The sequence below is a fragment of the Allobosea sp. NPDC055332 genome (genome assembly GCF_053645455.1).
In genome coordinates this window covers 1-12765 of the sequence record NZ_JBSHMO010000008.1, presented here as the reverse complement: position 1 = coordinate 12765, position 12765 = coordinate 1, and the positions used below count along the sequence as shown (strand labels likewise).

The 12765-nt window shown below is 56.3% G+C and carries 20 protein-coding genes; 2 read left to right on the top strand and 18 right to left on the bottom strand.

All coding sequences use genetic code 11. The features are described from left to right. From ACWIGM_RS31060 to ACWIGM_RS30980, 17 genes are all read right to left on the bottom strand, one after another. Positions 1–458, bottom strand: a 458-nt coding sequence (locus ACWIGM_RS31060) for a phage tail protein (protein ID WP_454029835.1), incomplete at its 3' end; no start/stop codon positions are given. A 10-nt stretch (positions 459–468) separates the two neighbouring features. Further along, entirely contained in the window at positions 469–999 is a 531-nt protein-coding gene (locus ACWIGM_RS31055) for a phage tail protein I (protein WP_001285325.1), read from the bottom strand. After that, entirely contained in the window at positions 992–1900 is a 909-nt protein-coding gene (locus ACWIGM_RS31050) for a baseplate assembly protein (protein WP_001121482.1), read from the bottom strand. Before ACWIGM_RS31050 ends, ACWIGM_RS31055 begins: the two co-directional genes overlap by 8 nt. A 4-nt stretch (positions 1901–1904) precedes the next feature. Continuing rightward, positions 1905–2252, bottom strand: a complete 348-nt coding sequence (locus tag ACWIGM_RS31045; protein ID WP_000127144.1) for a GPW/gp25 family protein — start codon at positions 2250–2252, stop codon at positions 1905–1907. Beyond that, a complete protein-coding gene (locus ACWIGM_RS31040; protein WP_454029834.1) occupies positions 2249–2884 on the bottom strand; it encodes a phage baseplate assembly protein V in 636 nt (211 codons plus the stop codon). Before ACWIGM_RS31040 ends, ACWIGM_RS31045 begins: the two co-directional genes overlap by 4 nt. 66 nt (positions 2885–2950) lie before the next feature. Beyond that, positions 2951–3403 carry a phage virion morphogenesis protein gene (locus ACWIGM_RS31035; protein ID WP_001001786.1) on the bottom strand — a complete coding sequence of 151 codons (453 nt, stop codon included), beginning with the start codon at positions 3401–3403 and terminating at the stop codon, positions 2951–2953. Further along, positions 3396–3863 (bottom strand): phage tail protein, encoded by a 468-nt coding sequence (locus ACWIGM_RS31030; RefSeq protein WP_000917186.1) that lies wholly within the window; start codon positions 3861–3863, stop codon positions 3396–3398. Before ACWIGM_RS31030 ends, ACWIGM_RS31035 begins: the two co-directional genes overlap by 8 nt. Beyond that, positions 3826–4071 (bottom strand): Rz1-like lysis system protein LysC, encoded by a 246-nt coding sequence (gene lysC / locus ACWIGM_RS31025; protein ID WP_139531265.1) that lies wholly within the window; start codon positions 4069–4071, stop codon positions 3826–3828. The genes ACWIGM_RS31030 and lysC overlap by 38 nt, the downstream gene beginning before the upstream one ends. After that, entirely contained in the window at positions 3971–4396 is a 426-nt protein-coding gene (lysB, locus tag ACWIGM_RS31020; RefSeq protein ID WP_001695628.1) for an Rz-like lysis system protein LysB, read from the bottom strand. Before lysB ends, lysC begins: the two co-directional genes overlap by 101 nt. Then, a complete protein-coding gene (locus tag ACWIGM_RS31015) occupies positions 4384–4809 on the bottom strand; it encodes a DNZ54_00345 family protein (protein ID WP_021548484.1) in 426 nt (141 codons plus the stop codon). Before ACWIGM_RS31015 ends, lysB begins: the two co-directional genes overlap by 13 nt. 14 nt (positions 4810–4823) lie before the next feature. Beyond that, on the bottom strand, positions 4824–5321 hold the full coding sequence (locus ACWIGM_RS31010; protein ID WP_001144101.1) for a glycoside hydrolase family 24 protein: 498 nt from the start codon (positions 5319–5321) through the stop codon (positions 4824–4826). Beyond that, positions 5321–5602, bottom strand: a complete 282-nt coding sequence (locus tag ACWIGM_RS31005; protein WP_000123123.1) for a phage holin family protein — start codon at positions 5600–5602, stop codon at positions 5321–5323. Before ACWIGM_RS31005 ends, ACWIGM_RS31010 begins: the two co-directional genes overlap by 1 nt. A 3-nt stretch (positions 5603–5605) precedes the next feature. Beyond that, positions 5606–5809 (bottom strand): tail protein X, encoded by a 204-nt coding sequence (locus tag ACWIGM_RS31000; RefSeq protein WP_000846409.1) that lies wholly within the window; start codon positions 5807–5809, stop codon positions 5606–5608. After that, positions 5809–6318, bottom strand: coding sequence for a head completion/stabilization protein (locus ACWIGM_RS30995; protein ID WP_000988633.1), 510 nt, complete (start codon positions 6316–6318; stop codon positions 5809–5811). The genes ACWIGM_RS31000 and ACWIGM_RS30995 overlap by 1 nt, the downstream gene beginning before the upstream one ends. Before the next feature lie 99 nt (positions 6319–6417). Then, positions 6418–7161, bottom strand: a complete 744-nt coding sequence (locus tag ACWIGM_RS30990) for a phage terminase small subunit (RefSeq protein ID WP_454029833.1) — start codon at positions 7159–7161, stop codon at positions 6418–6420. A 3-nt stretch (positions 7162–7164) separates the two neighbouring features. Next, positions 7165–8238 carry a phage major capsid protein, P2 family gene (locus ACWIGM_RS30985; RefSeq protein ID WP_024224595.1) on the bottom strand — a complete coding sequence of 358 codons (1074 nt, stop codon included), beginning with the start codon at positions 8236–8238 and terminating at the stop codon, positions 7165–7167. Between the two features lie 58 nt (positions 8239–8296). Then, complete coding sequence (locus ACWIGM_RS30980; protein WP_001085953.1) at positions 8297–9151, bottom strand: GPO family capsid scaffolding protein; 855 nt, start codon at positions 9149–9151, stop codon at positions 8297–8299. Between the two features lie 173 nt (positions 9152–9324). Between ACWIGM_RS30980 and ACWIGM_RS30975 the strand changes: the two genes are divergently transcribed. Continuing rightward, positions 9325–11097, top strand: a complete 1773-nt coding sequence (locus tag ACWIGM_RS30975; RefSeq protein WP_001620982.1) for a terminase ATPase subunit family protein — start codon at positions 9325–9327, stop codon at positions 11095–11097. Next, complete coding sequence (locus tag ACWIGM_RS30970; RefSeq protein WP_000038185.1) at positions 11097–12131, top strand: phage portal protein; 1035 nt, start codon at positions 11097–11099, stop codon at positions 12129–12131. The genes ACWIGM_RS30975 and ACWIGM_RS30970 overlap by 1 nt, the downstream gene beginning before the upstream one ends. Positions 12132–12447: 316 nt before the next feature. On the opposite strand, the gene ACWIGM_RS30965 is transcribed toward ACWIGM_RS30970, so the two are convergent. Beyond that, the coding region (locus tag ACWIGM_RS30965) for a hypothetical protein (protein ID WP_454029832.1) at positions 12448–12765 on the bottom strand (318 nt) is incomplete at its 5' end.

The window sequence follows — 12765 nt, the reverse complement described above, 5'->3', positions numbered from 1 at the left end:
ACGTAATCCTGCGTCGCCATCACCGTTGTGGTGTCAATGGTCAGCGCCACTGAGGCCACACTGCTGACGATGATGACCATGCGGCAGGTCTGCGAACGCCCTGAGCCTTCGGCAAGAGCTGGCTTATAACTTTCGGCCATGTTCGCCACAGCAATTAACGTTCCCGCATCATCGTACAGGCCAAGCTCACGCATCCAGAAACCGCCCACCTCCGGCGGAATAACCAGCTCTGCGATAATATAATTACTGTTTCGTTTGTCCTGGCTGATTTTGTTCAGCGTATGTCGCCAGACTTCGTGGATAAGCCCGGTCTGTCCGGCATCCGGGACAGGCAATTTACCACCGCCATCCCCGACGGCCATCGTGGTAATGTTGACCTTCCGCCCTCCCGGTGCGGTTGCCGCTGCCAGCTTTGCTGCACCGGCAGTGGTGATAACGGTTCTGAATTTTGTGCTCATTATTCCTCACTTATCCGGGGTAAACCGTAATTACATCGCCGTCGTAAGCCACACCACCGGCGAACAGGTAGCCGGGAATGTCCCGGGTAATGTTCAGGCCAATAAGGTGGCGGCTTGCAGGTTTGGCATCAGCAATCAGCCGTTCCATTTCCTGATACATTGCCTCTGTGATGCCGCTTTCCAGTACACCAATATCAAGCCGGAAGGTGCCGGGCGGGTCACTGTTTTCCCACCACTCCGTCACGTTGATGAGATAGCCGAGCGGCTCCACCACACGCCGGATTGCACCTATTGTGCCTTTATGACAGTGGATGAAATACGCATCGCGGATAACGGCGCGTTTTGTCGCTTCCGGCCACTTTTCATCCCACCTGTCGACCGAAAACGCCCACGCCAGCCACGGCAGCAGATTTGCCGGACAGGTGTCCGGGTTCCACAGCTCACGAATACTGACCGGCGTTTTTTCAATTTCCGCACAGGCTTTTGCGGCGGCGACCTCAAGCGGTGATGAGCCGGTCGGCAGCAGTCGCGAATCACTCATCCGAGCCTCCGGTCACGACGCGGTATTCGGTACAGAAAGACGCCTGCGTACTGTTGAGCACGATGTCGGCCAGTGGTGCAGCCAGTTCGACACGCTGCACGCCTTCCACATGCAAAGCGGCATAAATGGCAGACAGACGGATGTCGCGCCCCAGCCGGTGCTGTGCCGTGATGTACGCTTCCAGTTTTTTCACGGCGGCAGCGCGGATGGGTTCGCTTTCGGGACCAGGGTAAAGGTAAAGCGTGGCGTTTATCTGGTATTCAACGATGGCGGCAGACTGCACGGTCACGCGGTCGGCCACCGGCCTGACGTCCTCGCCATTAAGGGCGTTACGCACCACCGCCAGCAGGTCTTCGGATGCGACACCGTTATTTTCACGTGACAGCACAGAGATGGTGACGCAGGCCGGAGACGGACTGGTGACAGAAATATCCGCGACACGCCCGTCGGCACTGCGACCATGATACTGATAGGCCCCCACCGACCCGGCGACGCTTAAACCTTCAAACGCCTGCTGAATACGCAGACGATAATCCGTGTCAGATTCCATCACTGCCGGTGTCGGCGGGAGGGTCGAATCATCTGCCGGGGTGATAATCAGGCGCGTGGTGTTGTAATTGGCACCAATCACATCAAGGTCATTACCGGCGGCACAGGCCAGCATTACCGCCCGTGCAGCCTCATTCACACGCTGACGCCAGATAAGCTCACGATAAGCATTTTCCTCCAGCAGTTTGACGAGAGGCTCGGATTCCAGCGTCAGGGTACGGGCGACCGCCTCCTGCTGGTCTTCCGGGTAAAGGGAAATCAGTGTCGCCTTGCGTTCGGCAAGAATGGTTTCAAAGTCCAGCTCCTCGACCACATCCGGTGCGGGTAGCTGGTTCAGGTCGATAATCGGCATGGTTTCAACTCACAGGGATGGTTAACGAAAGTGGCTGGCCGGTGTCGTTGTGCTGGCCGGTCAAAGTGACAGTCATTCGCCCGTCAAAACTGCGTTCAGTGGTGACGGATGACAGGGTGACGCGGGGTTCCCATTTCAGCACCGCCATGTAACAGGCGACCTTAATCTGCAACTCAAGCGCCGGGGTCTGCGGCTGGTCAATCATTGATGCCAGCAACGAGCCGTAATCACGACGCATCACCCGTGAGCCGACCGGTGTGCGCAGGATATCGCCGATACTCTGGCTGATATGCTCAAGGTCAGTGACAGTCAGGCCATCACTGCAATTCATTCCGAGATAACGCGCTGTCATAGAGGGCTCCCGGTTGTGCCGCCGCTGTCGCCGGGGTGTTTATGGGTATGCAGTACCTTACCGTTTGATGAGAGTTCACCGCCGGTGTGTTCAATGTTGCCGTGCATCGTCCCGCCCTTCTGCACTTCCAGCGTGCCGGTAATCAGCCTGTTGGTGCAGACCACCTCCGGTGTGTCCAGGGTGACGCGGGTTGATGCTTTCACCATGACCACCGGCACCGTGGCAGTAACAGAATCAGAAGCCGTCACGCTGGCCGTTTTAATTCCGCTTACCGTGAGTGCACTGGTTTCGGGTTCATACTCAATCACCGCCCCGTCAGGGAAACGGATATGCAGGGCATCCGCCGACGCAGACGGCGCGGGGTTATCGCCGGAATAAATCCCCGGCAGAACGAACGCCGTGTCGAGTTCACCGCCCACGGCCAGAATCAGCACCTGTTCCCCCACGGAAGGTGCCCACCATGTGCGCGAACGCCCGGCACGACAGGTCAGCCACTGCAGCCAGTCGGTACACATGCCGCCGGTCTGCACACGGCAGCGACCGGCTTTAAGGTTGGTTTCGACGACAAGGCCGGTACGAATCATGTTGCGCAGTGCGCGCGCGAGTTCCTGAATATTTGCGAGAGTGTTCATAACGGGAAGGATGCCGCCGGGTCATACCGGCGGCAATGTGACGATGAGGTGTCGGGAATGGCACAACTAACGGTCGAGGTGAGCCAGGATAATCTCTTCAATCATCTGCACATCCTCACCGGTAAAGCCGAGCAGAGGACGCGCCGGATAATCAATTTTCTTACCGTCTTTCCGGGTTTCTTCCGACAGACCGAACTGATGCACACTGGCGATTTTCGGTGACTTCCCGCCGTAAAACTCCATTGATGCCTGTTCCGGGCTGGCGCGGATATGCAAAAAACGACTGGTGATAAGTTTCGCAAACATTTTTCGCTTAACGCGACCGGTCTTTTTTCTGGCGCTCTGCTGCTGGCGTGGCGCGTAGGGTGTGCCGTCCGGGGCTTTCTGTGCCATCACCCGACGCTGCTGACTCTGACGCAGACGTTTCGCCAGTTCGGCGCTCAGTCGCCGACGCCCTGACGGTGACAGCGATTCAATAAGTCCGGTCAGCCGGTCTTCAAAACGCTTAAACTCATTCATCCCACTTGCTCACCAGTTCGCCATTGATATAAAGCTCCATCGGGCGGGTGACCGGCTCCGGCGGCGGAGGTTCCGGGATATTCTTCACATGCAGCGCGCCGTCCACCTCACTGACCAGCGTGCGCTCGGTCAGCATCAGGCTGATGCTGATATCAAAGCTGCTGTCATTGTTGATGTCTGCATAAAACGTGAAGCCCTTTTTCTGGCCTTCGTCGGTGGTCATGATGTCGGGCTGATTTTCCCGCAGCCACGCCAGCACCGGCACGATGAGCAGGTCAAAATCACCGGTAAAGTCGGTCACAATCACATTGAGCGTGTAACGCTTTTCGAATGACAGCGACGTCGCCAGTGTGGAGGCAATACTCCCGTTATCCACGAATATCCGCAGCATCTCTGGACTGGTTTTCAGCACCGTGACGGCATCAGTCAGCGCCCTGCGCAGGCTGTCGGGTTTGAGCATCGTTTTCGTCCTGACAGTGTTTAATCATTTTTACCTGGCTGGCACAGCGTGCCAGCGCGTTCTCAAGCTGCCGGATATCAGCACTTAAATCGCCGTTCGTCTGCGGGTCACTGCCCGGCATCGGGCAAAGGCTCACTTTCGGGCAGGCGTTGGCGACAATCACTGGCGTCGGTGCAGGCCGGACGCTGGTGCAACCGGCGCACAGCATCAGGCAGGTCAGCACCGTACCAGCGGCGAAAATCTTCGTTTTCATTCAGTAACCTCGTGATGGTTTTCTCGCGCTGTGCTTCACGCTTCGCGGCGTTTTCCAGCTCCTGACGCAGTGCCACCTGCGCCAGCTCGTTTTTGTCTGCCCTGGTGAGGGCAACATGAAGCTGATTTTTCAGCATGGTGATGGTCGTCTGCTGTTCACTGGCGACGTTGTTCGCCCTGTCCAGCGAGGCGCGCAGGCTGGCATTTTTGTGTTTCACCAGAAACAGACCGGACAGCGCCAGCGATAACAACACGACCAGCACAATCATCAGCTTTGACATGGTTCCCGCTCCTCAAGACGCTGACGGCAGGCCGTACATATCAGCCGGAAGAACAGCGACGCCACGAGATAAATCAGCGCGGTAAAAATCCACCCGGCAGCGACCAGCGAGATAAACGTCGCCACCATCACCACCAGAGCCGCTGCCCGCCTGCGCCACGGCACCGGCTGCAAAAACAGCGACGTGACAATCTTCACGGCCAGCGATTCCGGTGGCAGCTCCCGCCCGTAGCGTTCCAGCACATACTCAGTGGCATACACGCCGACACCACCGGCAACCACACAGATAACCGTCGCAAGAATCGCCCAGGTGGCGACAAAACTGACGGCCACGCTCTGCGGGTAAATCAGGGACAGTGCCAGCATCAGCGCCAGCGACACGTTCAGCATCAGTGAAAGGGATAATTTCTTCATGGTGTTTACTCCGTTTAAGCCGGTACGCCGCCAGCGGTACGCCAGACGGTGACCAGTTTTTCCAGTGAATGCTCACGCTGACCGTAACCGGCACCCGGCAGGGACGCCCAGATATTGCGACAGCGTGAAATGGCGCGCTCAATGCGTCCCGCCCGGATGTCATCCAGTGCACCGCGTTCGCGGATCAACTGAATGGCGAGTCTGTCCTGTGACAACGGACTGAAATCCGGCAGGGCAAGCTGTTTGCGGTAATGCGGCCAGAACAGGTAAAGCTGCTGATAGCGACCGGAGGCCGTGGATTTTTCACCGCGACGGTTAAACACCTTCGCCGGTCGGCCATGTGCGAACGGGTGGTCACTGTAGTCGGTGAAAATTTCCGGCTTCCCGTCCAGTCCGGTGACTATCACGTCATAGCCCCGGTTTTTCGTCAGCGGATGGTTCGCCGTCCCTTCGGACACGGCCAGCATGTCGAGAAAGGCGGCGATATTCTGATGCGTGTTAATTACCGGCATTACGGTTTCCCCCTGCCCTTAAAGCGGCGCTGAATGGCAATCTCAATCACCTGATAACCGGCGATACCCAGCATGGAGCCGATACCGCACACCGCAGGCAGTGACAGGTCAGGAAACTGCACCAGAACAACACCGGCAACCATCGAGACAAAACCACCGAGCAACATGCGCCCGATAAACAGACGCGGGGTGATGGGTTCACCACCGGCAAGCACCTTGCCGACAACAATCAGCACCCCAATCATGAAAAGCGACAGGACGCTTTTTTCTTCTGCTGTCATGCGTTACTCCCACAGATTGACAGTTTCAGCCACGGGCGCGGTCTGAACGTCGGGCAGTTCGACGGCGGTGCCGTGCGGCAGCACCGCACCCAGTTCAGCCAGTCCCGGATTTGCGGCGAGCACGGTCTCAACCACGCCCTCAGTGCGCCCGTAATACCGGACACAAATGGCGTCGAGCGTGTCGCCCTGTAGCGCAAAGGTCTTCATCAGATTTGACTCACGATGCAGCGCGGCTTGTCCTGGATACGCGCCACCGCCCAGCGCATATCCCGCCACAGTTCATCAATGGTGCTGTCAATGCTGTCAGCCTTCTTGTCGCCTTTCGCACTGGCATCCACGCCGCGATAACGCTCATAAAGCGATGCGGTCGCCATCGCACACACGGCGCGCTCGTAGTAAAAAACTTTGATGCTTTCACCGTCGATGTCGTCCGCCGGGACGTCCGCCAGACGCGTAAAACCGGCAGCAATTTTCTGTTCGCGGTACTCGTACAGCTCCGCATTCGTTTCCGCCATGCCTGACTTGATGGCCTCACGCAGGCGGGCGGGGGCGACGGTCTGCTCAAGGCGCATACGTTCCCGGACGCGCTTCGGGTCGATATCGGGAAAAAAGAACGTGTTTTTAATCACCGGCTCGTCGCCTGCCGGTTGCGGGATGACCACCGTACCCTCACCGGACACGGGAGCCTCCTTTCGCGGAATAATCAGCGTCATCATGACTACCTCTGAAAAGTCGGGCGGTGGACGCCGGTACAGTGTCAGGTGATTCACCCTCACTGACCGGCGTGCCGCCCTGGCGCGGGGCGCATTCGGTTGTTAACTGGCTTTCTTTTTCGGGCGTCCACGTTTTGCCGGTGTCACGCTCCGGGTCTTACGCGTGGCACGGGTGGCCGCTTTGGGCTGCGGCTCCGGCTTCGATTTCAGCTCCCGCTCCAGTCGTTCAATCTCTTTTTTGACGCCTGCCTGACAGTCGAGCTGTGTCGCACGTTGCAGGTGAGCCAGCGCACCTGCGGCATCACCAGCGTCACGCAGAAACAGACCGGTGATTTTGTGCAGCTTTGCGCGCACTTCATCAGGCATGTCAGCCGTGGCGGTCAGTTCGAGGGTGTCCATCAGCAGGCGGGTATCCACAGACTCACCGGCAGCGTGAGCGCGCATGGCCGCAAGCGCCACCTCCTCGGTGAACATGTACGGCGGGGTGCGGCGGTGTTTACCCGGCATGGTCAGACCGTACTTCAGGGCATAACGGGCAATCTCCAGCGCACCGGCAATATCGCCGGTATCCAGACGCCACAGCATGACCGTCATCAGAATGTCATCCTGTGCACCTTTGCCCTGGTCCAGCACGCCGTTCACCCACGGCAACCAGAACGGCAGCAGTTCGCGTTTTTTCGCGGCCTTCAGCTCTTTTGAATAAATCGCTTTCAGTGTGCGCTGGTCTGCGGCGAGCTTAACCAGCATCTGCTCATAGACAGTTGCATGTCGCAGCGGGGCGGCTTCCCGCTGCGCGGTCATCGCTGCCGAGACCCGCATCATGTGGCGCTGTGCGGGACTCGTCATCGGTTACGCTCCCGGCTCTGCGGTCACTTTAGTCGGTGTGGAGAAATCACCGACCTTAATTTTTTCCACCAGACAACCGGCGGCGTAGTCTTCCACCACGTAATCAATGTTCATTGACTCGTAGTTCTCCACGCGGTCGAGTTTCGGGTTTTCCTCAATCACGCGGCGATGGCTGTCATCCATGTAGTAGATGGACAGGTTTTCCAGCTTCGTGATGAGCATCGCATCCGCCGGGAAGTACGGGACGCGTACCGCCGGCAGGTTACCGATGCGTTTCTGGCTGATGATGACGTCAGCGGCCAGCATTTCGCTGTTGTCCTGCTCCTTGTTGACGATGGGGAAATACTTGTCCGCCAGTAGCTGACGCCCCACAATCACCACAAGGTCAGGGTCTTCCTGATACCACGGCTCAATCAGGTTGTTGGTCGCATCCATCACCAGTGCATCGAGGCTGGCATAATCACCGCCTTTACCCACGCGGATGACCTCAGAGGTGGTGTGACCTTCCTCGTCAGTGACCTTGCTCATCACGCGCGCCGGGGCTTCATTGCGGTATTTCTGCAGCCAGCCGACCGCCACATCCTGCAGCATCGGATTGCTGCTGCGGTCAGAGGTTTCGGCACGCCTCACGCCGTTAAAACCGGCCATGATGAAATCAAGGGACTGGCGTTTGATAATGGCGTTACGGACACGGAGCTGGAAATCCTGATAACGCGCCCACAGGTCAAGCGTTTTGTAGCGGATATAAAAATCGAAGTTAATCTGGTCGCATTCGTACTTGTTTGACGCCAGCTTCGAGAAGTCCTTCGGCTGACGCTCGGTGCCACCGGCGGTGTCGGTGGTGCTGGCGATGGAGCCGGTGACACCAATACCAATTTTTTCCCCTTTCATTTCGCTGACCGGCACAATGTTGATGCGGGTCAGAAAGTCAGAGGACTCCTGCATGGTGTTCATCAGGGTCTGGGTGACCGACGGTTCAACGGTGAATTTTTTCGACACATCACCGGCGTCGATGCCGTTCAGTTCGGCAACACGGGACAGGTAGGCATTAAATTTAAAGCGGGTTTCCTGGCGCATAGTTTTTCCTGAAATTAAGGGTTAATCGTGAAGGTTTTCCCGGACTGACTGACGCCGGTCAGCAGTTCGTCATCAGGGCGTCACCGCCACCGCCGGTGGCCTTGCTGCGGCGCTGCTGGGTCAGACTTTCGGTGTGGTCGAGACTGTTTTTCAGGCGGGTGAATGCCTGGCTGGTTTCATCCGCCCTGTCAGTCACCTCCTGCTTAAGTGCGGAAAAGGCGGTTTCCATCTCAGCGAGGCGCTGCTCAGTGGCGCTCAGTTTTTCCTGCACATGTTCAGCAACAGCGGTCACCGCTTCATGCACGTCATTCAGACGGGCATCATCGCTGGCCTGTTTGCGGCCAAAAATGGACTTCACCTTTTCGGTCAGGGCGGTGAACACGGTTTCAGGCAGGTCTTCAAATTCCAGCTCAACAGGCGTTGCCACTGAAATCAGGTTTTCAGGGCTTAATTTGAAGCGGTTCAGGGGGTTGTGTTTTGCCGTGCGGCAGAATTCCAGGTATTCCGTGCCGAGGCTTGCCGGGTCATCGGTGACGGCCAGACCCACCAGATAACATTTGCCGGTGTTGGCAAAGTTCGGCTGAATTTCCATTGAGGTGTAGACCTTCTGCGCGGCCTTGTTCATCGCGATAAGGTCATCGGTCGGGGTGATTTTCGCAAACAGCGCCCATTTGCCTTTCAGCGCCGAATCATCGTCAATCTTTTCGGCCTTCAGTTCGGCCACATCGCCATAACGCTTAAAAATACCGTCAGGCAGGATGCCGCGCAGATGTTCCAGGTTAATGCGGCAACCATAGACACGCGGGTCAAAGGTTTCGGCCATTTCCTGAATATCCTGCGCACTGATGACACGCCCGTCACAGGTGTCACCCTCAACGCCGATACGAAAGAATTTTGAGACTTTTTTTGCCATTGTCAGGAGTCCTGAATAGTGATTAGAGGAGTCACATGTCGGCATCAGTTTCCCGACGATGCGCATCCTCCGCCATCAGTCCCGGATGGCTTATCACTGACACAACAGCACCTTAGCGAATCGCGGGGCGCGACTCAGTAGCCTTGCCGTGTATTCATCACGGCGAGGTATTCATGACCATCACCACAGACACCACTCTTTTACACGACCCGCGTCGTCAGGCGGCGCTGCTGTACTGGCAGGGGTTTTCCGTGCCGCAGATTGCCGCCATGTTGCAGATGAAACGCCCGACGGTGCAGAGCTGGAAACAGCGCGACGGCTGGGACAGCGTTGCCCCCATCAGCCGTGTCGAAATGAGCCTGGAAGCGCGGCTGACCCAGCTCATCATCAAACCGCAGAAAACCGGCGGTGACTTCAAGGAAATTGACCTGCTCGGACGCCAGATTGAACGACTGGCACGGGTAAACCGTTACAGCCAGACCGGCAACGAGGCAGACCTTAATCCGAACGTCGCTAACCGCAACAAAGGCGGGCGTCGCAAACCGAAAAAGAATTTTTTCAGTGACGAGGCCATCGAAAAGCTGGAGCAGATTTTCTTTGAGCAGTCTTTCGAATATCAGTTGCACTGGTATCGCGCCGGGCTTGAGCACCGCATCCGCGATATCCTGAAATCCCGCCAGATTGGCGCGACGTTTTATTTTTCCCGCGAGGCGCTGCTGCGCGCCCTGAAAACCGGTCATAACCAGATTTTTCTGTCGGCCAGTAAAACGCAGGCGTATGTGTTCCGCGAATACATCATCGCCTTTGCCCGGCTGGTTGACGTTGACCTGACCGGTGACCCGATTGTCCTGGGCAATAACGGCGCAAAACTGATTTTTCTCGGCACCAACTCCAACACCGCACAGAGCCATAACGGCGACCTGTACGTCGATGAGATTTTCTGGATCCCGAATTTTCAGGTACTGCGTAAGGTGGCATCAGGTATGGCCTCACAGAGTCACCTGCGCTCGACCTATTTCTCCACCCCGTCCACGCTGGCGCACGACGCCTACCCGTTCTGGTCGGGTGAACTGTTTAACCGGGGACGCGCCAGCGCCGCCGAACGTGTGGAAATCGACGTCAGTCATAACGCCCTTGCCAGCGGTCTTCTCTGTGCGGACGGCCAGTGGCGGCAGATTGTCACCATTGAGGACGCCCTGAAAGGTGGCTGCACACTGTTCGACATTGAGCAGCTTAAACGCGAAAACAGCGCCGACGATTTTAAAAACCTGTTCATGTGTGAATTTGTTGACGACAAGGCGTCGGTGTTCCCGTTCGAGGAGCTGCAACGCTGCATGGTCGACACGCTGGAAGAATGGGAAGACTATGCGCCGTTTGCCGCCAATCCGTTCGGCTCACGTCCGGTATGGATTGGTTACGACCCGTCACACCGTGGCGACAGCGCCGGATGCGTGGTGCTGGCACCGCCGGTGGTGGCCGGTGGCAAATTCAGAATACTTGAGCGTCACCAGTGGAAAGGCATGGACTTTGCCACCCAGGCGGAATCCATCCGCAAACTCACCGAAAAATACAACGTCGAATACATCGGCATTGATGCCACCGGCCTTGGTGTCGGCGTGTTCCAGCTCGTGCGCTCGTTCTATCCCGCCGCGCGCGATATCCGCTACACGCCGGAAATGAAAACCGCAATGGTGCTCAAGGCCAAAGACGTTATCCGCCGTGGCTGTCTGGAATATGACGTCAGCGCCACCGACATCACCAGCTCGTTTATGGCTATCCGCAAGACCATGACCAGCAGCGGACGCAGCGCCACCTATGAGGCCAGCCGCAGCGAGGAAGCCAGCCACGCCGACCTCGCCTGGGCAACCATGCACGCCCTGTTAAATGAGCCACTCACCGCCGGTATCAGCACCCCGCTGACATCCACCATTCTGGAGTTTTACTGATGAGCAAGAAAAAAGGGAAAACACCGCAACCTGCGGCAAAAACAATGACCGCCAGCGCCCCGAAAATGGAGGCATTCACCTTTGGTGAGCCGGTGCCGGTACTCGACCGCCGTGACATTCTGGATTACGTCGAATGCATCAGTAACGGCAGATGGTATGAGCCGCCGGTCAGCTTTACCGGTCTGGCAAAAAGCCTGCGTGCTGCCGTGCATCACAGCTCACCGATTTACGTCAAACGTAATATTCTGGCCTCAACATTTATCCCGCATCCGTGGCTTTCCCAGCAGGATTTCAGCCGTTTTGTGCTGGATTTTCTGGTGTTCGGTAATGCGTTTCTGGAAAAGCGTTACAGCACCACCGGTAAGGTCATCAGACTGGAAACCTCACCGGCCAAATATACCCGCCGTGGTGTGGAGGAGGATGTTTACTGGTGGGTGCCATCCTTCAACGAGCCGACACCTTTCGCGCCAGGCTCCGTGTTTCACCTGCTGGAGCCGGATATTAATCAGGAGCTGTACGGCCTGCCGGAATATCTCAGCGCCCTTAACTCTGCCTGGCTGAATGAGTCGGCCACGCTGTTCCGCCGCAAGTATTACGAAAACGGCGCACATGCCGGATACATCATGTACGTCACCGATGCCGTGCAGGATCGCAACGATATCGAAATGCTTCGCGAAAACATGGTGAAGTCGAAAGGCCGCAACAACTTTAAAAACCTGTTTCTCTATGCCCCGCAGGGGAAAGCCGACGGCATTAAAATTATCCCGCTCAGTGAAGTGGCGACGAAGGACGATTTTTTTAATATCAAAAAAGCCAGCGCCGCTGACCTGCTGGACGCGCACCGCATCCCCTTTCAGTTGATGGGCGGCAAGCCGGAGAACGTCGGGTCGCTGGGTGATATTGAGAAAGTGGCAAAGGTCTTTGTCCGCAATGAGCTTATCCCGTTACAGGACAGGATCCGCGAGATAAACGGCTGGCTCGGCCAGGAGGTCATCCGCTTTAAAAACTACTCACTGGACACTGACAACGGCTGAACATCGCCGCCTGCGGGCGGCTTTTTTACACCCCGTCATCACGCCCTCACACACTCACCACCGCACAAAACAGCCCGCAGACACACCAACGCCCAGCAGGCCAAGTAAACGCCATTACGACGCGCTGAGACGCTGAAAAAATAAAATCAGCACCACCGCCAGCGCGCAGTGCTTTCCCCGCCTCGCCCGCCCGCTTCATGGGGCGGTTTTAATGCAGTTGCATGCCCTCCCCGGAACCACGCTAGATCTGAAGCGATATACACAAAACCAGTGAACTTAGCACATGCAAAAACATGCACCTTTTGCATGCAGCTCATTATTTTTTTGTCTGATACTCCGAATAAGCTTTCTCAAAAGCTCTTAAATATTCTTTTGGCAAATCAAATTCATATGTATTGAGGTTGGTTGTTATAAAGATCTTACCCTTTTCAAAACCTATGTTCTTATCCATATCGAATAATTTATACATTGACCACCAAATAGACCCAGAATGGATTACAAATTGTACCTTTTCTGTTTCACCTTTATATGAAAGCGTTATATTACGATTGTCAATTACTTTATCCAAAGAGTACTTACCTGATGATTTACCTAGAGACAAAAAAACACCAGTAATATTCACTTTCATATTTCT